Origin of the sequence: Anabaena sp. 90, assembly GCF_000312705.1 — a bacterium.
Classification (GTDB): Bacteria; Cyanobacteriota; Cyanobacteriia; order Cyanobacteriales; family Nostocaceae; genus Dolichospermum; species Dolichospermum lemmermannii.
This window is the reverse complement of the sequence record NC_019427.1, coordinates 614617-636722: the sequence shown is the minus strand read 5'-3', so window position 1 is coordinate 636722 and position 22106 is coordinate 614617. Positions and strand designations below refer to the sequence as shown.

Genomic DNA, 22106 nt, shown 5'->3' with positions numbered 1-22106 from the left:
TGGGTGAGTGAGAGGAGGAAGTAATGAAAAAATGAAAAATATCGGGAATACTGTTAATTAACTATGAGAAAAAACAGTTGTCCACCAATATTTTGAGGAATTCCCGCGTCAATTTGTTCTGGTGTATAAGCACTGACTTCTTGTAGGGTACTAAAATCAATTTTGTCACTTTTTTGCAACCTATACAAAGCCTGATCTAAATCATCTCGTAATAAAGGCGGTTGTAACTTTTGCCGTACATGGAAAATTGGTAAATAATTCTCTGTACCCAATTCCCGATCTAATTTCTTGATAGTCTCTAAAATTTCTTCATCACTGATATTGCTAGTAATATCAGAATATGATTCTACATGATCAGGAGTAGAAACTTGTTCTGACTTAACCCGCAAATTCTTCCGTAAAAACCGCACATAATTACCCAGCAAATTAAAGTCTATATTTGCTTTTCCTTCGGGATTATATTCATCTCGCAAAACTTCAATTCCTCTTTCCGTTAACCAAACTTCAGCTTTAACCCTTTTCATCTTGATTTCAGCAGCAATTAAACCTCGTTCACTCAAGATTTTTAAGATTGCGTCTCGTTCATCTGATTTTAGCGATGAAACTTTGATTTCACTGGGGGCTATTTTTCCAGAACTCTTACCTATCTTCTCCAGTACCTTGAGTTCTTTATCATCAATAGGTAATTGTGCCGAGTCGAGTTTCAGTAGTGCTTGACCAGGAGGTAAAATCTTGACTGTGGCAATTTCGCGGGAATAGTCTACATATTCCAGTTCCCCCAAATCTCGACAAATTTTGTTTTTCTCACTTTTAAAACTATCAAAAGTGCTGGAACTCAAGCCAGTACGATAATTGGGACATCCCAACAGTTTTAAGATGAACTTTAACTCTTTCGTTTCCATACGGTTAGTCTTGCTGTATTCGATACTTGACTACTTTAGCGCGAATCACAAAAAAATAACACACAGTTTCTATATTAACTCTAATAAGAGCGATTCTTCCCTAAAAACTCAAAATATTATCCAAGTTTTCACTGATTACTTTCTAAATAAAAGACGGATTTTTTCTAGAGTTTTTCTACAAGCTTCCATGACATCAAAAAATTGGGAAGACTTGGATCTTCTATCCATTGGACTTTTTTAGAAAAATTTTATACAGATATTAAGTAAGTAGACGAAAATAAATCAAAGTAGATTAAGTAATGTAAAAAATCTGGAGATGATTTCGTAGTGAGGGCTTCAGCCCTCAAATGACGAATAAATTCCTGACTACAAACTTTGAATTATTCAAGCCGTTCTACTTAAATAAATTCCACCATATAGCGAGATTTATATGTATCATCTTTTAGATGACCAGATCATTCTATCTTTGACATTTCCTACCCATTCACAAAAGTTTAACTATTCATATTTGCACATTATTTACCGGAAATTCACTGTATCAATTTATTAGAGATAAAGACCTTACAGACTGCAATTAATATCTTTCTTGCTTTGCATCTTGGCGTGAGAAAAAAATATAGGGTAGAATAAAAACCTCCCCTAATCAACAATTTGCCAAAATCAAATTCCACTCATCTTGAGACAAAGGTATTACCTCTATTTCCATAGCAAAACAATCACAAGCTGCGGCTATTAAAGCCTTAATTATTGTTTCTTGATTGATAGTTTCTGGAAATTGGATAGGATGAAAAAACTCTTGATTAAATACCTTTGCAAATAAATCTGCATCTGGATTCAATCGCATAGAACCATGCTGAAGAACTGCGTCACCTTTCCTTAATTGAGCGCTACCAATCAGTTTAGAACCATCTGCTAAAACTAAATCTGCACCTGTCGCAGTCCCAAAACAATTAGGATTGTGAATATAACCGCGTCCAGCTTGACCATAGTACAATTCTATATCGAGCGATCGCCATCCTTGAATCAAAAACTCACAAATCTGCCCATACACATCTAACCGATTTCCCCTCAGTCCAGATGTTACCACAGAGTAAGTTAAATCACCTTGATGTAAAACAGCCCTACCACCTGTAGGACGGCGCACCAAAGCCAATTTTTCACCTTTCCACCGCAAACTTTGCCAAAATTCGGGATATTGACGTTGATGATAACCTAAAGAAATTGCGGGTGGCGACCAAGTATAAAAACGTAAAGTTGGCGGATGTTTTCCTGACTCATGCTGTGCTAATAACCAGCGGTCTATAGCCATCTGAACATCACCAGCGGCTGCTAAAATCGGAATAAGTCGCCACACCTGCTGATCCGGCATTAAATATCACATCCCTAAACTAAAATTCTGGAAACTTAAACTGTACCAAACTCAGATTGCAGATATTCATCATTATCATCAGCAATACTAGCAACGATAGTAATGATCCGAGAAACTTCCCCTGGTGACAACTCCGCTAAAGTGCGTGTAGAAATCACAACCACCTGATTATCAATAATCCCGAACCGGGCTTCAAAGGTACTCACACAATTCATCTCTAACAAATATCGTGTCAATTTTGGTTCATTTTTAGCGGGTAACTTCAGCACCGCAGACCAAACCGTGATTGTATCTTCATCAGTAATTCCCGTCAACTGCACAAATACTTCTATACTGCCATATTGGAATTTCCACAGATATCCACCCTCGGCAGCATGACTAACCATTGCACTTTGATCTTGTGCTAGACTATCAATCACATTTTCAATTACTTCCACATGGTTTGGGGTTGTGGTGTCTTCAATAAGTTCAGTCAACAACTCATCTGGAGACTGGGCTTCTAGGTAGCTTGCCATACAGATTTTCCTCTAAAAATATAGTTACTGCTTTAATCTACTATTATGCTACCAAAAATGCCAGCATCTACTTCGTCTATTGTTCAAAGTCGAGATATCAGCCATACATTCGCCATTTTTTGCAGCTTGGGTTAAGAAACAGCGCAACTCAACGCATTTATTGAATTATGGTTGATGCCTCGGACACGCTACTGTGAACAACCTAACCTACAAATCAAAGCTTTTTCCAATTTGGTGAAGGTATTGATTAAAAGATGAGAAAGTATTGATCAAGATCACAGCCATACTGATTAGTATGACATAGGCTCAAGTTATCATTGTATATGTCAATTTCCTAATTATTTTTTCCCGGTTTCAGGCGTTTACATCCAGAACCATTAGATGTAAGTTACCTTTAACCTCATTGGCTGTCAACATCAAGTAAAGATATTAGAATTTATTGTCTAACTCTCTACTGTGCCTCATTAATAAAAGACAAACAAAACCCTATTTTTTCCATATTACATCATTCAATGCCTACTATCGGTTACATAAGCTACCAATTTCAGTTAAAATAGGCTATCAAAAACAGTTTATTTAGGGGTAGCACAAAAATTACTCGCCAGTTTGATGTTAAAAGATGTAAAAATGATGGCAGAGGAACAATTTACTGATTTACAGCATCAAGGGATACAAAACGATCAGTTAAATTGTGAGTTGCCGAATGTACAGCGATTGATCAAAACTCAAGTTGACAAATTGGGGTGCTATCTGTTAAAAGGTTCTAGAATGTGACGTAAAAACCCGAAAAAAACCCGAAAACTTTTTTGAGATTTTTCCGGATTAGTCAAAAAATCTGCGATTATTGTTACACTGATTTTAATAAGCACTATGAATATTAAACTTGATCACAGCACTCCATGTCATTTAACTTCCTTCTTTAGCCTACTGATGAAGGAAGGTATTTCCCCCAATCAAATCGTTTTGGGAATTGTTCAATTAGCCACCCAGACTCATGAATTAGACGGAATGATGGCATCAGCCGATTGTTTACGGTTGCTACTGGTACTGATGCCAGCAGAAACCTGTGCTAAAGGCGTTTCTCAGTATATATCATCTTTAGCAGCGGAAGGCGTTACTACTTTAATGTTATTAGATGCCTTGAGTCTAGCTTGCTATGTTTGTGGACAATCAGATGAAGCTAACCTAGTTCACTTGACTTACAAGAGATTACAAGCTGATGCTATTATCTCCCAAATGCTTCGTGATTAAGCCCTAAAATATTAATTTTTCATCCTTTTTTCAAAATCCAACTATTTTCAAGTTAACTTGTACTCAGACATGGCAATCATGGCAATTTTGTACTGAATCATTCCGTTTATTCATTAGGCAACCAGTCAATTCGATTAATTTATATTTTCTTTGCGATCCTTAGCCAATAGCTGTTAGCAGTGGCTATAATTTGAATGTCGCCATATTTATGGTCAGTTTGACAGCACCGCATCTACCACTTTTGATCTGGTCTAGAAGTCTCTAGCACTGGGAAAATCCTGACATCAATAACTTTTCAGCTTTCTTATTTACCCTGTTGATATTCAATTAAAGCTCTAAACTAAAATAGTTATCTGCCAAATTGCCAAAATATTAGATCATTGCCGAAACATTTCTGGAATTCTCTGTTTTGCATAGATAGCGAGCATTTAGTTTCCAGTATCTCTACTGTTTTGTTGATTATTGGCTATAGAAAAATTTTTGACATTAAAAAGCGCCTGGGAGTGTTGCCGTGTTTCCACCCCAGACGCTTTTTAAATTTTCTCCTCACACACAAATATAACTTATCACTCTTTTCTTCAAATGGCAAGTACCTGAGACAACAATTTTGGAAATTGTTTGAAAGAGGGAACAGAGAATATTTTTCTTCCCCATGACAACTGTACGGGCGAAGCATTTGCAGAACTATTTTTTGTAATGACCGATAATTTATCTTCCAAATGCTTCGCCCCTGCTAACCACTGTACGGGCGAAGCATTTGCAGAACTATTTTTTGGCAATGACCGATAATTTATCTTCCAAATGCTTCGCCCCTACTGACAACTGTACGGGCGAAGCATTTGGAGAACTATTTTTTGTAATGACCGATAATTTATCTTCCAAATGCTTCGCCCCTGCTAACCACTGTACGGGCGAAGCATTTGCAGAACTATTTTTTGGCAATGACCGATAATTTATCTTCCAAATGCTTCGCCCCTACTGACAACTGTACGGGCGAAGCATTTGGAGAACTATTTTTTGTAATGACCGATAATTTATCTTCCAAATGCTTCGCCCCTACTAACCACTGACCACTAACCTAATGTAAAAAGTGCCTGACACCAGTGACAACCATGAGTAAACCCAGTTCATTAGCGGCTTTGATAGAGTCTTTATCTTTGAGACTTCCCCCTGGTTGGACAATGGCAGTAATTCCGGCTGCTGCTGCGGCTCTGACGGTATCATCGAAGGGGAAGAAGCCGTCACTAGCGAGAAATGCTCCTTGGGCTTTTTCTCCAGCTTGTTCGATAGCGATTTTTGTCGAACCAACGCGGTTCATTTGTCCAGCCCCTATACCCAAGGTTGTGCGATCGCTCGCAATCACGATAGCATTGGATTTAACGTGTTTGCAAACTTTCCAGGCAAATAGTAATTCCGCTAACTCACTGGGGGTGGGTTGACGCTCCGTGACAACTTGCCATTGACTAGGATCGGCAATGATATCATCAGCAGATTGGACTAAAAACCCACCTGCTACTGCTTTCACAGTTTCTTTTGGTCCAGTCAATAAATCTGGTAAAATCAAAACTCGGACATTACCTTTTTTAGTTAAAATTTCCTGGGCTGCTTCGTCACAACCAGGAGCAACCACGCACTCTAGGAATGTCTTAGTTAATTCCGTCGCTGTGGCTGCATCAATAGGACGGTTTAAAGCGACAATTCCGCCAAAAGCAGAGGTGGAATCAGCATTAAAAGCTTTTTGATAAGCCTCGAAAATAGTTTCTGCTTCCGCAGTTCCACAGGGATTAGTATGTTTGATAATTGTCGCTGCGGGACTATCTGTAAATTCAGCAATTATCCGCCGTGCAGCTTCCAAATCTACCAAATTATTGTAGCTAAGTTCCTTCCCTTGCAGTTTGGTGGCCGCAGCCCAACCTGTAGCTTCATTTCCTGTTTGATACCATGCTGCGGGTTGGTGAGGGTTTTCCCCATAACGCAAAGATTGGAGTTGTGTACCGGAAATAGTAAATTCTTGGGTTTGTGTGCCAGCTAAATAGGCAGCAATGGCATGATCATAACTAGCAGTGTGCAAAAATCCCTTTAACGCACATTTTTGGCGAAACTCTAAAGATGCTGCTCCATTTTGGCGTAATTCTTGCAAATACTCACCATATTGGGCAGGATCACATAATACCGTCAAATGGGCGTAATTTTTGGATGAAGCCCTTAACATTGCCGGGCCACCAATATCAATTTGTTCCACTGCGTCAGCTAGGGTAACTCCTGGTTTAGCAATAGTTTCCGCAAAAGGATAAAGATTCACAACTACCAAATCAATGGGTCGAATTTGATTATTTTCTAAATCTGTTATATCTTGTTCGACATCCCGCCGTGCTAAAATACCGCCATGAATGCGAGGATGAAGAGTTTTCACCCGACCGCCTAAAATTTCCGGTGAACCTGTATAATCAGAAACTTTTGTAACTGGTATGCCAGCATCTTTCAGGGTTTTGGCTGTTCCCCCACTGCTGATGATATCAAAGCCAAATTCTTCAACTAAACTCCGGGCTAAATCGCCTACACCAGTTTTATTAGATACACTCAGCAGGGCTAAACGCGCCATAATTCCCCAGATTCCTTTGGACTAAATTGCTTTCTGTGATGAACATTCTACCGAAAGGATGGTCAGAATCATAATTAGGCTGGGGAGTATTGACAAAGGAAACCCAACAAAATCTCAAAATGTTGGGTAACGCTATCGCTCCACCCAACCTACAATTATCTTTAATTCTTATCTCAATTATCCATGACTCCAACATTAGATTTTATTAGGGTTTCTCCACCAAAAAACCAAACACCAGACGCTTTAATCGTCACTCTACATGGTTGGGGTGCAAATGCCCAAGATGTGGCATCTTTAATCCCTCATGTCAATTTACCTGATTACGAATTTTTACTCCCCAATGCCCCCTATCCTTATCCTTATGCTGATACAGGTAGGGCATGGTATGACCTGCGGACGGAAAATATGTATGATGGATTAAATGAAAGTAAACAACTACTGATAGATTGGTTGCTCTCTTTAGAAAGTAATACAGGTGTACCGTTATCACGCACAATTTTGAGCGGATTTTCTCAAGGTGGGGCGATGACTTTAGATGTAGGATTAAGCTTACCCTTGGCAGGGTTAGTAGTGATAAGTGGCTATTTACATCCTAGTGTGGCCATGCTGAATCAAGGTAATTTTCCGCCGACATTAATCATGCACGGGACACAGGATGAAGTTGTTCCTCTCCAAGCGGCAATTAAGTCGAGAGATGTGGCACAATCTCTAGGTGTAGCAGTGGAATATCATGAATTTGCCATGGGACATGAAATTAATTTCCAAATGCTAGAAGTGCTACGAACTTTTGTTGTCAACACAATTGGTCAGCTTTAGTTACAGAATTTTTACAATTCCGGTGAAATTCACAAGAATTTTTACAAATTTAATGCTCGTTAATGAGTAAGATAGTAAAGGTGGAATCAACTCCACCCTCAGCTGAATGTAAGCGCTGCAAAAGGGAGGGGCAAGCATTATGAAAACTCTAAGCATTTCCAAAACAGAAATTTCTGCTATGACAGCGACAGAGGTAAAAGATTTGGCTACACGTCTGGAATTAGATAATTATAGTAATGCTTTTGAGGGTTTAAATGATTGGCATCTATTGCGAGCAATTGCTTTTCAGCGTCCAGAGTTAGTTGAAGCCTATATCCACCTCTTAGATTTAGAAGCTTACGACGAAGCCTAAGAATTTTAGATTTTGGATTTTGGATTTTAGATTGGGTGGGACGGGCTAAAATCAAAGGTAATCGGAATTTTGCCCCAAAATGCCATCATCTACAAATCTCAAATCTAAACGGGTTCTTATCTGTGTAGGCGGTGGTATAGCCGCCTATAAAGTCTGTGAATTGGTATCTACACTGTTCAAATCGGGGCTAGAAGTGCGAGTTATTCTCACTAAATCTGCCCAAGAATTTATTACTCCTTTAACTTTATCTACTTTATCCCGTCATCAAGCTTATACAGATGATAATTTTTGGCAGCCAATTTATGCCCGTCCCTTGCATATTGAGTTGGGTGAATGGGCTGATTTAATTGTAATTGCGCCTTTAACTGCTAATACTTTGGCTAAGTTAGCTTATGGAATGGCAGATAATTTGCTAACAAATACGGTTCTCGCTTCTACCTGTTCGGTGTTGTTAGCACCTGCCATGAATACAGATATGTGGCAACAGGTAGCAGTACAAAGAAATTTGCAGCAGCTATTGACAGATAGCAGATTTTATGGTATTGGAACAGGTTCTGGGTTGTTGGCTTGCGATCGCATTGGTGCTGGTAGAATGGCAGGAGCCGCAGAAATATTTGTTTATATTCAATCTTTATTACACACCCAAGGCAAGAGAGATTTAGCCGGAAAACAGGTTTTAATCAGTGCTGGGGGAACGCGAGAATATTTAGATCCGGTGCGATTTATTGGCAATCCATCCACTGGTAAAATGGGTTTAGCCTTGGCACAGGCTGCACTGCACAGAGGCGCAAAGGTAATATTAGTCCATTGTCCGGCGAATTGGGATGTACCTTTGGGAGTAGAAGCAATTGCGGTAGTTAGTGCGGAGGAAATGCAGCAGGTAATGTTCAAGCATTTAGGCAATGCAGATATAATTATCATGTCAGCCGCAGTTGCAGATGTCAAGCCTAGAGATTATTGTAGCGAAAAATTGCCCAAGCGATCGCTTCCTGAAAATTTACCTCTGGCAGCAGTACCGGATATTGTTGCTGAAATCGGAAATCGCAAACAACCTCATCAATATTTAATTGGTTTTGCAGCACAAACTGGGGATATTATTACTCCAGCGAAAGAGAAATTGCAAAGAAAGAAATTAGATGCAATTGTCGCAAATCCTATTGATAAAGTTGACAGTGGTTTTGGGAGTGATCATAATCAAGCGGTGTTTTTAGATAAAGAAGGGAGAGAGTTAGAAATTCCGACTTGTTCTAAATTGGAAATGGCGCATTATTTGTTTGATTTTGTTGTTTAATGGAATAAAATTATATTGTACTTTCTTTAGCATTCTGGAAATCTGCAAATAATTCATCTTCATTAATACCTCTTGTTTCCAGCAATTGTTGGATTTTTTGGACTGCTGCTTGTAAAGCCATTAAATCTTGTTTTTGAGGAGTAGGTTGTGTTGGTATGTAGTAACCTATTGGGACTCCATGAGAAGTAATTGCAATTGGTTCAGATGCTTGTTGTGTGTACTTATGTAAATTAGCCCGAAATTCTTTAATACCTACAGATTGGATGTCCATAATGGTGAATTGACAAATTGTGTACACCTAAGTACACTATAATATAAACTTTGGGTTATTGAAGTTATTGATAATAAAAATTTATCTTTTATCAGGCTGGAAAAGAGATAACTTTGACCATTTTCCGTCGTATTTATCCCCAGCAAGTTAGGATTATAGAGATTTTTGTTTATCAAAAGCTCAGTAAATCATTTAATAAATGTCAATCATTATACAAGTGCGAGTGATTTAATTAGGGTACATAATGAAGTAAATTTAGTCCTATAGTGTATAATGGAGATGTCCAGTCAATACTACTGGAATATGAACAATTCCGATCTTGATAGAAATCTTGATATAGAAGAACTAGCTGAGTATATAGCTACGGCATCTCAAACGATAGTTAATGAGATGAAAAAACAAGGTGAAAATCATTTGGATTTTAATGAAGCTGTTCAAGCAATGAAAAATGAATCATTAATAGAGCAACAGAAATGTCAGGAGGATTTTAATGCAAGAAGATCTCGAATTAAAAGAAAATTTAATAGAAGAAGATGAGATTTTAAGCTTAAAACATTTTATTTATTTGGATAAAATAAAATTACATTCTTATTCTTCTCAATTATTTGGAGGTCTAGTACAACTGAGAAGATTAACAGAGAATGAAGGTACTAAATCTACACAAAGTTCAGGTGAAGAATATAAGGAAAGAATTCAAGAGGATGGTAAAGAAGGTGAAATAAGCATTGGTCCCAAAAATTATGCAGGTGGAGCTAGTGGAAAAACAGTAGATAAAACAACCCAGAAAGATGGATATAAAAAAGGGGTTAATACTACATCCGATGAATATTTATATTCTACCACTGAAGATATTGTTGAACATGACTATGGCTATCTAACATTTGAAGAAATATTAATAAATAAAGGAATTTTAAAAGAAATAAAAGACATAGAGGAATTAGAAAAATATTCATCGTTAATAAAAATAACTGGAGTTTGTAGATTTATTGATTGGGATTCTATTATAGAATTATTTAGTCATGATAATGTAATAAATCTTTTTTTACCAAATTCTGACCAAAATAGTAAGAAGGGTTTTAAGCAGAATACTCAACAAAAAAAAGAAGAAGAAAATCATTTGAAAACTACAAAAGCTGGATTAGAGATAATCAAAGCATTTTCAATTGGTTCTGTTACAGTCAATACTAATATAGGAAATTCAAATCTAATAGGAACTATAAATCAAGAACACCTTCGGATAACAAGAGATCAACTTAGATCAGCATATATTATGCCAGGGGATGTAGAAATGACAATAGTTGGATTTATACCGAGAAGAGGAATAGAAAAAATTACTTTTCCTGGTCTTTCAGGATTAATAGATATGACAGAAGTATGGAAAGCTTGGACAGGAGAAATTGACTTAGTAATAGAACCAATAGCAATATATACAGAAATTAAATAGAAATTTATATTCAGCTTATCTTCTAGTTGTAATTGTAGGTTGGGTTAAGCAAAGCGCAACCCAACAACAATTAATAAATGTAAAAATTACGCGACTTTCAAAGACTTAACTAATGAAAAAAATATTGATAAAATGGGAACGTCAAACTAAAAAACTAGGATTTTTAGCAGCTATTATGGCCGTGAGTATGATTGCATTCTTCATGCTATCATTCCCCTTAAATGCTCAAATTCCTAAATCCACAGAATTACGGGGAGTATGGTTAACAAATATTGATAGTGACGTTTTATTTGAGAGTAATCGTCTAAAACAAAGTTTACGAACATTACAACAACTCAACTTTAACACCGTTTATCCCGCCGTCTGGAATTGGGGATATACACTTTATCCTAGTAAAGTCGCAGCCAAAGTTATTGGTAAAGCAGTTGACCCTACCCCCGGACTGCAAAAGCGAGATATGCTCAAAGAAATAGTCACCGAGGGACATAAACAAAATTTAACAGTAATTCCCTGGTTTGAATTTGGCTTTATGGCACCTGCTGATTCTCTCCTCGCTAAAAATCGTCCTACTTGGTTGACAAACCGCAGAGATGGCACAAAAATAGTCAAAGAAGGAACACATAACCGAGTTTGGTTAAATCCCTTTCGTCCAGAAGTGCAACAATTTATCCAAGATTTAATTATAGAAATAGTCAAAAACTATGACATTGATGGGATTCAATTTGATGATCATTTTGGATTACCATCAGAACTAGGATATGATGCCTACACCACAGCATTATACAAAAAAGAACATCAAGGTAAACTTCCTCCCGCAGACTTCAAAGATCCAGAATGGGTAAATTGGAGAGCGAACAAAATCACCGACTTTATGAAACGAGTCTTTACAGCAATTAAAGCAAATAAAAAAGATTGTATCGTTTCCGTTGCTCCCAATCCCCAGCGTTTTTCCTACGAATATTTCCTTGCAGATTGGCAAAAATGGGAAAGAATGGGAATAATTGAAGATTTAGTTTTACAGATTTATCGAAATGATTTAAACGTCTTTATCAGCGAATTAGAATATCCCGAAGTCAAACAAGCCCAAACTCATATTCCCGTCAGCATTGGCATTTTAAGTGGGTTAAAAAATCGTACAGTTCCCATGGAACAAATCAAAACCCAAATAGAAAAAGTACGAGAGCAAAAATTTGCCGGCGTTTCCTTCTTCTTCTACGAAACCCTCTGGAACATGAGCCAAGAAAAACCCCAACAACGTCAACAAACATGGCAAAAAATATTCCCCACACCCACAAACTACCCCAACCTATTAGCAAACTGGAAACCGTAGAAAATTGGTAAAGAAAATCTGGCGTTGCAGAATTAAAGGATGAAAGTGAAAAATTTAAAAGCATAAACTTTGCGCCTTCGCTCCTTTGCGCCTTTGCGCGAAACATAATTCTATGCAACGCCAAAATTCCTAACTACCGATACCCAAACGCCCAGCTAAAGCCGGAGTCAAAGGTAAAAGAGTAGCAATCATTAAAAACAAAGCCAAAAGGCATAAAGCCGCTCTAGCATCATCTGGTTCACTGATTTCATTCAAACTAGGACGTTCTAAATCCCGTTGTAAAAACAAAATCACAATTGCCCAATACATCGCCAAAGGATTACCTAATGATACGATAGCCAGTAAAACTATCGTCGCAAAGGTGGTTCTCCCTGCGGTTTTGCGTCCATAAATCGCTTGTACAATTCTCCCCCCGTCCAATTGTCCAGCGGGCATTAAATTCAAAGCAGTAATGACTAATCCTAACCAACCAACAATTACCAAAGGATGAATATTCACCAACGGAGATTGTAAAGCCGAACCGAGGACAACTCGTGCCAAGCTACCGACTAAAATTGAACCTTGGAAAAACTGATTGGGTAATTGAAATAAACTGCCTGGGTGGGACAGTAGCAATCCTATTACCAGTAATAGTAAGGAAGTAATCCCCCCAAAAGCCGGTCCAGCCAAAGCAATATCAAATAAAGCATTCCGGCTAGGGACAAGGGACTCAAACCGAGTAATTGCCCCAAAAGAACCAATTTGCACCGCTGGTAAAAAGAATGGCCAACTTAATTTAACTTGGTGACGACGTGCTAATAACCAATGTCCCACTTCGTGAGAGATCAAAATTACCAATAAACCCAAGGCAATAGGTAAGGTTTCGGCAAAGCGTTCGGGGTTACTGAATAAATCGAAATTCTGTAATATACCCCCCACTTCTAAGCTGGTAGCGATAGTTGCTATCAACAAGATCACCGCAAAAGCTTTTTGTGCTAACTGGGTGCGTTGGGGGTCTGTGCGGCTAGGGAGAACAATCATCACAGGTTTACTGTCAGTATCTTCTACCAAAAACAGCCGATATTTATCATCTAACCGTTCTCGTAAAGTTTTCGTCAGTCGGTTGTGAACGGCTTCTGGTTCTCCGCGCAAGTTGCCTTTAAAAACTACTCCTTCTTGGTAGGGAATAGTTTCGGTGGCAAAAAATGTGTCAATGCCAAAAATGCCTCTAATTAGGCTTAAATCTGCTTCAGGTATGGGTGTTGGTGCTAATTGTAGTTCTGATACTACGACTGAACTGTCTTTATCACCTTCGCTTGCAGTTTGGGCAGCGAGTCGCTCTGTTGCCCGTTGTTTGAGAATAGCATCTTGTCCCGCGTCCCGTAATTTTCTACCCAGGAAAATATACAATCCAGCGGAAGCTACCACTAAGAATAAGATACCAACGATGTTGATATAAATCCCAGCGGCAAATAATCCAAAGAACAAAAGCCAGGGAGTCATTAAAACGAGGGATTGTAACCAGGCTAAGATGCCTAGTTTACCAAAAGGTCTGGCGCGATAAAAGCCCCAGCCTAAAATGCCGGACGCTATCAGCACAATGGCTGCAATTATAGGAGTTTCCGATGAAGTCAACATCTCTAAACCTTTGCTATTGAGACCGAAGCTAGTACCGCAGTGCGGAATTAAAAATTAAAAATTAAAAATTAAAAAAGCAGATTACACAAGCTTTTGTCAAATTTTTAATGGTTGATTGACTTACGCCGTTGTGTACTAGTACAAGTCTGTTTTTCTATATATTTTACCATTTTTGAGGATAAAATCAATAAATAAGTTGATTTGTTTTCTGCTCAAATTGCGCTATGTTGTGGTGACACTACACGCAGTTATCAGGCTTTAAGTAATATTCTTTTGTCAAAGAATTGACAAAGTGCAATTTTTATGATTTGAAAATTCGCTACAAAAGGACAGTATCAAAGTTCTGATGCTGTTTCAGGGGCAATAATTTCTCCAGCACCCAGTTTTAACATTATATCCTGATCGGTAATCAATTCTTTGAGTTCTTTAACTTGCAAATTCATTTTTTCACAAGCTTGGCGTAATTCTTGAGCAAATGTATTAATATCATCCCCATAACCACACTGACACGCAGCGGTTTCTATTCCCTGGTTGGCGTTTGCTCTAGCACAATCTACTAATTCTGTATCATGTAATGGTTCTGGAGATGCCATAAGTGGATTTTTTAATATTTATCTATTTCCATTTCGCAATTATATTAGTTATTAAATATTTATTTATCTGTCTTTAGTCTGAAATTTTTATTAATTAATATGGCATTTGTTTGTGTGGTGAACTGTAATTTTTTTTAACGAACCGCAGAGGCGCAGAGGTCGCAGAGGTGGAGAATGAAGAGATGGAGATTTTTATATTTAACAAAACGATACATTTACAATCTTTATCTGCACTCTCTCTTGGGGTATATATTAGGTAAGGAAGTAGTATGGGTATGGGGATATGGTGACACTAAATATTGATGATTTTCAGGAAGTTGATAAATTTCGGAGTTTACAATTAACTTTACGCGATCGCTGGAAAACTAGCGAGTTATTCGATAATAGTGAAGCGGATATTTTAATTATTCCTTCTTTGAGTATAGATCAGCGGGAATTACTCAAGGTGGAAGGCTGTGAGCATTATGAGGAAAGGTTACTTTTTTCGTTAATGCGGTTACGAAATCCCCGCACTAGGTTGATTTATGTGACTTCAATGCCGCTTCATCCTAGCATTATTGACTATTATCTGCAATTACTTCCGGGTATTCCTTTTTCTCATGCTCGTCATCGGTTATTATTACTTTCTACTTATGATTCTTCTTTAAAACCTCTGAGTCAAAAAATATTGGAACGTCCTCGCTTATTAGAAAGAATTCACAAGGCTTTGCGGTTAGATAAGGCTTTTATGGTCTGTTATAATTCTACTTTTTGGGAATCGGAATTATCTCTAAAGTTGGGTGTACCTCTATATGCTGCTGCACCAGATTTACAAATTTGGGGAACAAAAAGCGGCAGCAGACAAATTTTCAAAGAAAGTGATGTCCCCCTTCCCGACGGTAGTGAGTTAGTCAGAAATACCAACGATCTAGCCAATGCTGCGGCTGATTTGTGGGAACGTCAACCCACATTACAAAGAATGGTAATTAAGTTGAATGAAGGGTTTTCAGGAGAGGGAAATGCACTCTTAGATCTAAGACAAATAATGGATTTTGCACCGGGAAAAGCTGATCATATTCACAGGGTAGCAGCTATTAGCGATCGCTTTCTAAATTTACGCTTTCAATCTTTACAAGAAACTTGGGCAAATTTTTCCCAGCGCATTCCCGAATTAGGGGCAATTGTTGAAGCTTTTATCGAAGGAGAAATCAAAAACTCTCCCAGTGTTCAAGGCAGAATTACACCCAATGGAGAGGTAGAAATTATTTCTACCCATGACCAAATTTTAGGCGGTCCAGACGGACAAATCTATATAGGTTGTCGTTTTCCTGCGGATGCAAATTATCGCTGTGAGTTACAGGAATTAGGTTTAAGAGTTGGCAAAAAATTAGCAGAGAAAGGAGCTTTGGAAAAGATTTGCAGTTGACTTTGTGACTGTTGATAAAGGTGATGGTAAATGGGATATTCAAGCCATTGAAATTAACCTTCGTAAAGGGGGAACAACTCACCCATTTATGACTTTAAAATTCCTCACTAATGGTCGTTATGATTTATCCACGGGTTTATTTTATAGTCAACAAGGTAGACCAAAATATTATATTGCCACAGACAATTTGCAAAAAGCTAGTTATCAGGGATTATTACCTAATGATTTAATGGATATTATCGCCCACCATAGACTACATTTTGATAGTGGCACGGAAACAGGTACGGTATTTCATCTCATGGGTTGCCTTTCCCAGTTTGGTAAATTGGGATTAACAAGTATTGGTGATTCTCCCCAAGAAGCGGAAGATATTTATCACAAAGTTATTGAAGTTCTTGATCAAGAAACTAGCGGTGATTATACTAATCGTGCTATGTTTTCTGATGACAATTTTCCTCTAACTGGAGATGGATATAGTTGTTAAAATTTTGAGGTGCTATGTTACAAATATCACAAATGTATAAGGAATTGAACTTACCTAAGTATTTTATAGTTGTATTATGGTTTTTATTATCACTGATGGGAGTGGTAATGTTGTTGGGAACGTTCCAACCTGCTAACACTAATAATCCCTTAGAAACAAGCAATACCGTAGTATTACATGACCAACAAGAACAATATAAACTGGGAAAATCTGTAGAAATTTTCCAAGATCCAACCCAACAGTTAACAATAGCAGATGTTAGTCAACAGCCACAAAAATTTACCCCCAGTCATACAGATATCCCGAATATGGGCTTCTCTAAATCTGCAATTTGGGCTAAGGTAAAGTTACAAAATCATAGCACTGTCACCTCAGAATGGTATCTTCAAGGCGCACCTAATAATGTGGATCAGGTGGAATTATATATTCCTCAAGGAAATACCTGGATTAAAAAACAAATTGGTCGCTTACTGCCTTTTTCTAATCGTGAACTGTCAGATCGTAAGCTTATATTTATCCTCCCTTTAGCTGTAGATGAAGAAAAGACTATTTATTTGCGATATACCAGTCAGGGAACTATAGCCATTGATGTCATTCTCTGGACACCTCTTGCTTACTATAAAAGTAGTTCTACCCAGCAACTATTACTGGGTGGATTTTATGGGATTTTATTGAGTTTTGTAATCATAAATTTACTGCTGGTTTGCTTATTAAAAGATGTTGTTTACCAATACTATATTCTTTTCATAATTGGTGTGAGTGGTCAGTTTTTCATCAGATATGGTTTGGCCTTCCAATATCTATGGCCAGAATTTCCTGGATATAACATTCCTGTTTTATTAATATTTCTATGCATTATTCTAGTAGGCTGTTCCAGCTTCTTTATCTCATTTTTGCAAGTGCGTGTTTATAGTTATCAACTCTACAAACTCATGAATTGGTTTCGCTGGACTAGTGTGGGATATACTTTATTTAATTGGTATTTTCCTGTTCGTAATAGCATCATTATTATTATGTTGTTGTTGATAATTATGTCTATAGTGATGATTTATGCTAGTTTCTACATCTGGTCTAAAGGTTTTACTCCGGCTCGATTTGCTATTTTAGCATTTAGCTGCTTTTTATTAGGTATAGCTATGTTGTGTGCTACCTACCTTGGTTGGTTATCTGTCAATCCATTGACTGAAGCATTTATTCGTCTTGAAGTAATTGGCTTATTATTTTTTTTAGCCATAGCTTTAAGCGATCATATTAATTTACTGAAAAAAGAACGCAACAAACTAGCATCAGAACAACAAAAACTAGCCATGATAGTGGAAAATAGTTCAGAATTTATTACTATTACTAATCTTAATGGAGAAACAATTTTTATGAATGATGCGGCGAAGAAAATGATCGGTTTAATTGGTGAAAATTATGATTCAGAAGTAAATATATTAGATTATCTTTGTCCAGAGGAGCGAAATTTATTTGAATCACAGATTTTGCCAACTGTATTAGAAATAGGAAGTTGGGAAGGAGAATTAAAATTTTGTAACTTGAAAACAGGAACAATCATTTATAGTATCGCTTATTTTTTATTAATCAAGGATCAGCTAACAGCAAGAACCACTAATTTAGCATCTATTATTAGGGATATATCTCCAATTAAACAAGCTAAAAATGAGATAATTGAGGCACTAAAAAAACAAAAGGCTATTAGCGAAATGAAATCGCGCTTTATGACAATGTCATCCCATGAGTTTCGCACACCTCTAACCATTATCTCCTCATCTACAAGCATTTTACAAAACTTTGGCGATCGCCTCACTTCAGAAAATAAACAGGGACACCTAGAGACTATCCAAGAAACTATTACTCGGATGATTCAACTTCTAGACGATGTCCTCACTATCAACCGCACCGAAGCTGAAAAAATAGAATTTAACCCAGAATTAAGTGATATAATTGCTTTCTGTCATGATCTCAAAAAGAAAATAGAAACTACTTGTCAGCACCATACCATTGACTTTTCTTGGAACTTAGGCGCAGGAGTTGCAGACAGTTCTCTAATTGTTAATTTTGATCAAAAACTCTTGCATCAGATTCTGACTAATTTACTGACTAATGCCATTAAATACTCACCTGGAAAAACTTTAGTTGATTTTAATTTAACAAAAGAAAATGACCAACTGATCTTTAAAATCACCGATAGTGGCATCGGTATTCCTGAAAAAGATCAGGTTAATTTATTTACATCTTTTTATAGAGCCTCTAACGTCGGTTCGATTTCTGGCACAGGTTTGGGATTATCCATAGTGAAAAAATGTGTAGATTTGCACAAAGGCAAAATTATCTTAGATAGTCAAGTAGGACAAGGAACAACATTTACAGTAATTATTCCCTGGGAACAGTAAAAACTTATTTACCGCTTAATTATACTCCAATGATTAACATTAACGCTAACAATACAAATACACTATACTAATCATGTGTTAACATTAAACATGGGTTGAGCATTCTGGAAAATAGTTAATAACTTGATTTTAAATGCTCCAAAGCCGATAATTAGTAGTTGTGAGAATTGATTGATTTTTATATTTTAATCTTTAAAAGCCTTAATGGACGGTTGCTTCTCGGTTCACTGCATAAATCCCCATTGTCAACGTCCCTATCCTCAACCCTGGGGAAACAAATTCTGTAACAGTTGTGGCGCACCGCTGCATCTGTTAAATCGCTATTTCTCTCTTAAACCTCTCGGTGCGGGGGGATTTGCCCAAATTTACACAATTTGGGATGAAAAGACACAGACAGAAAAAGTGCTGAAGGTGCTGGTAGAAACCTCACCCAAGGCGCTGGAATTATTCAAGCAAGAAGCGGAAGTTTTAAGTAGTTTCCGTAACTCTGGCGTACCTACAGTTGATGCTGACGGATATTTTCAAATTAATTTGGTTAACCCTAAACCCTATCAATTACCATGTTTGGTGATGGAAAAAATCAATGGCTACACTTTAGAGGAAGTATTAATAAATTCTCCTCAAGGTTGTTCCGAAGATTTGGTAATAGGTTGGTTTATTCAAGCTGTACAGATTTTACAGGAATTACATCAACGCCAAATTATTCACCGAGATATAAAACCTTCTAATTTAATGTTGCGTACTTCTACACCCGCAACCCCTGGGAAGGATGATAAATTGGTGCTAATTGATTTTGGCGGCGCTAAACAATTTAGTGGTTCAGTTTTGCGATCGCATCCCACATCTACACGCTTGTACTCCTCCGGTTATAGTCCTTACGAACAAATTCGCGGTGGTAATGTTGGCCCAGCCGCAGATTTTTATGCTTTAGGACGGACTATAATTCAACTACTAACAGGTAAGTATCCGCCAGACTTAGAAGATAGTCTGACAGGTAAATTACGCTGGCGTAATTACCGACAGATTAAATCAGATTTAGCGGACTTGCTTGATGAGATGGTACAGGATGATCCGAAATTTCGTCCAGCGGATGCAGCTATTATTCATAAGCGATTAATCAAGATTGCTTCTTTACGTCCACACAAGGGGTTATTGATCAGCGCAGGTCATTTTGTCGTAACATCAATTACTGATATTACTCAATTCATAAGTAATACTACTGTATTTATAATTGAGGGAATATATAAATTTTTATTAGCTTGTTTGGCGACTATTTGGGTGATGATTCTGACAAGTATCTGCGCGGGAATCGGGACTATAATTGGTTTTGTCCTGGCTTACCATACCAGTTTAGGCGATCGCTGGCTAGAATTACTAACCTATCCATTACCAACATTAGTCCAAAAACAACCTTATATAGCCGCAGAAAGTATAGTTTATGGTTTTGCAGGTTTGGGAACAGGTTGGGGATTAACCTTATCAGGCTGTTTTGGACAAAAGCGGCGGTTTCTGATCACAGCTTTAATGGGCTTAATTGGCTACAGTTTAGGCTGGATAGCTTGTCAATTCATCACCACTCCAAATCCGGCGGAAAGCTTAGTCACATGGATTTTAATCTCACTTCCCCTCTTAACCCTCGGCTTAGGTCTTCGCACTCATCAAATCGCTTATGCTGTGATTGCAGGTTTAGGTAGCGCCAACTTGATAGCCATTTTCGTGCGGTTAGGATTGGGACTGCATTTATTCCATTTTTCCAGCCAACCACAAGGGCTGGATGTATTTTCACCCATAGGTTTTTTTAGTTTAGTGAGTATCTTAATTAGTTTTTCCTTGAGTATAAGCTATTACCTAGTTGTCCCTTGCTTACGCTGGCTAGGTTGGCGATAACAATTAAAAATTCGGTATTAGTAACAATACCTTGTCCATTCTCTGTAGGTTGGGTTAAGTGACAGCGCAACCCAGCGCTCATGTTGGATTTCATGCTGATTGCTTGGCCTTCACGCAGTGTCCCGCAGGGATACGTTTACGTTCCACAACCCAACCTTGTATCTTATGGATTATTTAACTTTTCAAGTCTTGCGTGTCTTTTTTGCTGATGCAAGCGGTAAATTTTTATTTATCTATTTTAGCTCAATATGTAAAATTGCCCCATCAAACTCAAGCTATGATTGAGGATGGCTATATTCACCAACTGTAAAATCAATGGACAGACGATCTTTTTTATTGGGTACAAGTACCTTAACACTTTCTCAATTGATCACAGGATGCGGAACAAACCAGCAACCCCCCTTAAATGTACAGCTATTAAAAAATTCTATTCCTGGTCAGGTAGTTAATCAGTTTCGGAAAACTGTAACTCAAGGGGGAAAATTGAAATTTACCCCAGTGAATCAGCTTCAGGAGTTATTTAAATTATTACAGACTTGGCAACAACCGCCAACTAATAATCAGCAAGAATGGACTCGTTATTTACCATTTAATCAAAATCAAAAATCACCGACTGCTAATTTAGTTACCTTGGGAGATTATTGGTTACAAGCAGCAATTGATCAAAAACTAATTCAACCATTAGCAACAACAAATATCAAAAATTTAGCTAACTTAAATGAAAAATGGCAACAACTAATTAAGCGTGATCAAGAAGGTAAAATTTGGGGTGTTCCTTATCGGTGGGGGAATACAGTAATTATTTATAATCAAGAAAAGTTTCAAGAATTAGGTTGGAAACCAACAGATTGGAGTGATTTATGGCGAAGTGAATTACAAAATCGGATTTCTTTACTTAATCATCCCAGAGAAGTAATTGGTTTAGTTTTGAAGAAATTAGGAAAATCTTATAACACGGAAAATATCAAGCAAATTTCCGCACTAAAACCAGAATTACAAGCATTAAATCAACAAGTCAAATTCTATGATTCTCAAAACTATCTAGAACCATTAATTACTGGGGATACTTGGTTAGCAGTTGGTTGGTCTCATGATATTATTCCGGTAATCAGTCGTTATCAAAAATTTGCCGCAGTTGTTCCCCAATCAGGAACAGCAATTTGGACTGATTTATGGGTAAGTCCCACAGGTGTTAGTAATGATGGTTTAGCATATCAATGGTTAGATTTTTGTTTACAACCCAATACCTCTAAACAAATTGCCTTACTAACTAAAAGCAATTCTCCTGTGGACAATGCTATGGTTCTGGGGGATATTCAGAAACAGTTACAGAATTTATTATTAACTGATGCTGAAATTCTGGCCAAAAGTGAATTTATACTCCCCTTACCTCCAGCAGTTATGAAAGAGTATGAAGATTTATTCATCAAGATCAAACAATCATAATTTTGGCAAGAAGAACGGAATCCAACTTTGCTTTTAATGATTCATTCTTGAGGATAATTGCTGATTTTGTCTCTTTGGACTCTAATCCATAACTGCTGACTTTTGTGAAATTTTAAGTTCAGTAAAGATGTTTGT

Annotated in this window: 19 protein-coding genes and 1 pseudogene; 11 read left to right on the top strand and 9 right to left on the bottom strand. The window is 37.4% G+C overall.

The window, feature by feature from the left end:
* Window positions 1-53: 53 nt before the first annotated feature.
* From ANA_RS02940 to ANA_RS02930, 3 genes are all read right to left on the bottom strand, one after another.
* On the bottom strand, window positions 54-902 hold the full coding sequence (locus tag ANA_RS02940; protein ID WP_015078559.1) for a hypothetical protein: 849 nt from the start codon (window positions 900-902) through the stop codon (window positions 54-56).
* 643 nt (window positions 903-1545) lie between these two features.
* Window positions 1546-2271, bottom strand: coding sequence for a lipoate--protein ligase family protein (locus ANA_RS02935; RefSeq protein WP_015078558.1), 726 nt, complete (start codon window positions 2269-2271; stop codon window positions 1546-1548).
* A gap of 35 nt (window positions 2272-2306) precedes the next feature.
* The gene (locus ANA_RS02930; protein WP_015078557.1) at window positions 2307-2786 is read right to left on the bottom strand and encodes a YbjN domain-containing protein; all 480 of its coding nucleotides are present in this window, start codon (window positions 2784-2786) and stop codon (window positions 2307-2309) included.
* Between the two features lie 870 nt (window positions 2787-3656).
* On the opposite strand from ANA_RS02930, the gene ANA_RS02925 reads away from it, so the two are divergent.
* Window positions 3657-4037, top strand: a complete 381-nt coding sequence (locus ANA_RS02925; protein ID WP_015078555.1) for a hypothetical protein — start codon at window positions 3657-3659, stop codon at window positions 4035-4037.
* A 578-nt stretch (window positions 4038-4615) separates the two neighbouring features.
* Here the strand turns inward: ANA_RS02925 and ANA_RS24025 are convergent.
* From ANA_RS24025 to purH, 3 genes are all read right to left on the bottom strand, one after another.
* On the bottom strand, window positions 4616-4816 hold the full coding sequence (locus ANA_RS24025) for a hypothetical protein (protein ID WP_083881414.1): 201 nt from the start codon (window positions 4814-4816) through the stop codon (window positions 4616-4618).
* A complete protein-coding gene (locus ANA_RS27315; protein WP_235081934.1) occupies window positions 4803-4979 on the bottom strand; it encodes a hypothetical protein in 177 nt (58 codons plus the stop codon). Before ANA_RS27315 ends, ANA_RS24025 begins: the two co-directional genes overlap by 14 nt.
* Window positions 4980-5115: 136 nt before the next feature.
* The gene (gene purH / locus ANA_RS02920) at window positions 5116-6639 is read right to left on the bottom strand and encodes a bifunctional phosphoribosylaminoimidazolecarboxamide formyltransferase/IMP cyclohydrolase (RefSeq protein ID WP_015078554.1); all 1524 of its coding nucleotides are present in this window, start codon (window positions 6637-6639) and stop codon (window positions 5116-5118) included.
* A 183-nt stretch (window positions 6640-6822) separates the two neighbouring features.
* Here purH and ANA_RS02915 point away from each other — a divergent pair, with 183 nt between their 5' ends.
* The 3 genes from ANA_RS02915 to coaBC all read left to right on the top strand — a co-directional run bounded on the left by ANA_RS02915 (window position 6823) and on the right by coaBC (window position 9098).
* Complete coding sequence (locus ANA_RS02915) at window positions 6823-7455, top strand: alpha/beta hydrolase (RefSeq protein ID WP_015078553.1); 633 nt, start codon at window positions 6823-6825, stop codon at window positions 7453-7455.
* Window positions 7456-7594: 139 nt separating this feature from the next.
* Complete coding sequence (locus ANA_RS02910) at window positions 7595-7807, top strand: protein IsiD (protein ID WP_015078552.1); 213 nt, start codon at window positions 7595-7597, stop codon at window positions 7805-7807.
* Window positions 7808-7886: 79 nt separating this feature from the next.
* Window positions 7887-9098 (top strand): bifunctional phosphopantothenoylcysteine decarboxylase/phosphopantothenate--cysteine ligase CoaBC, encoded by a 1212-nt coding sequence (coaBC, locus tag ANA_RS02905; protein ID WP_015078551.1) that lies wholly within the window; start codon window positions 7887-7889, stop codon window positions 9096-9098.
* A 10-nt stretch (window positions 9099-9108) separates the two neighbouring features.
* Here coaBC and ANA_RS02900 read toward each other — a convergent pair whose 3' ends face one another.
* Window positions 9109-9369: a type II toxin-antitoxin system Phd/YefM family antitoxin gene (locus tag ANA_RS02900; RefSeq protein ID WP_015078550.1), complete on the bottom strand. Its 261-nt coding sequence runs from the start codon at window positions 9367-9369 to the stop codon at window positions 9109-9111.
* A gap of 303 nt (window positions 9370-9672) precedes the next feature.
* Between ANA_RS02900 and ANA_RS02895 the strand changes: the two genes are divergently transcribed.
* From ANA_RS02895 to ANA_RS02885, 3 genes are all read left to right on the top strand, one after another.
* Window positions 9673-9906: a hypothetical protein gene (locus tag ANA_RS02895; protein ID WP_041457607.1), complete on the top strand. Its 234-nt coding sequence runs from the start codon at window positions 9673-9675 to the stop codon at window positions 9904-9906.
* Complete coding sequence (locus tag ANA_RS02890) at window positions 9860-10813, top strand: DUF6414 family protein (RefSeq protein ID WP_015078549.1); 954 nt, start codon at window positions 9860-9862, stop codon at window positions 10811-10813. The genes ANA_RS02895 and ANA_RS02890 overlap by 47 nt, the downstream gene beginning before the upstream one ends.
* Window positions 10814-10925: 112 nt before the next feature.
* Window positions 10926-12143, top strand: a complete 1218-nt coding sequence (locus ANA_RS02885; protein ID WP_015078548.1) for a glycoside hydrolase family 10 protein — start codon at window positions 10926-10928, stop codon at window positions 12141-12143.
* A 129-nt stretch (window positions 12144-12272) separates the two neighbouring features.
* Here ANA_RS02885 and ANA_RS02880 read toward each other — a convergent pair whose 3' ends face one another.
* Together ANA_RS02880 and ANA_RS02875 are read right to left on the bottom strand one after the other, a co-directional pair.
* Complete coding sequence (locus ANA_RS02880) at window positions 12273-13760, bottom strand: site-2 protease family protein (RefSeq protein ID WP_015078547.1); 1488 nt, start codon at window positions 13758-13760, stop codon at window positions 12273-12275.
* Between the two features lie 335 nt (window positions 13761-14095).
* Window positions 14096-14353 carry a hypothetical protein gene (locus ANA_RS02875; protein ID WP_015078546.1) on the bottom strand — a complete coding sequence of 86 codons (258 nt, stop codon included), beginning with the start codon at window positions 14351-14353 and terminating at the stop codon, window positions 14096-14098.
* A 283-nt stretch (window positions 14354-14636) separates the two neighbouring features.
* Here ANA_RS02875 and ANA_RS02870 point away from each other — a divergent pair.
* The 4 genes and pseudogenes from ANA_RS02870 (at window position 14637) to ANA_RS02855 (ending at window position 21971) form a co-directional block, all read left to right on the top strand.
* Window positions 14637-16242 (top strand): annotated as a pseudogene (locus ANA_RS02870) (peptide ligase PGM1-related protein).
* A gap of 14 nt (window positions 16243-16256) precedes the next feature.
* Window positions 16257-18638 carry a 7TM-DISM domain-containing protein gene (locus tag ANA_RS23405; RefSeq protein ID WP_015078545.1) on the top strand — a complete coding sequence of 794 codons (2382 nt, stop codon included), beginning with the start codon at window positions 16257-16259 and terminating at the stop codon, window positions 18636-18638.
* A 204-nt stretch (window positions 18639-18842) separates the two neighbouring features.
* Entirely contained in the window at window positions 18843-20525 is a 1683-nt protein-coding gene (locus ANA_RS02860; RefSeq protein ID WP_015078544.1) for a serine/threonine-protein kinase, read from the top strand.
* 315 nt (window positions 20526-20840) lie between these two features.
* Window positions 20841-21971 carry an extracellular solute-binding protein gene (locus ANA_RS02855; RefSeq protein ID WP_015078543.1) on the top strand — a complete coding sequence of 377 codons (1131 nt, stop codon included), beginning with the start codon at window positions 20841-20843 and terminating at the stop codon, window positions 21969-21971.
* Window positions 21972-22106: the final 135 nt, after the last annotated feature.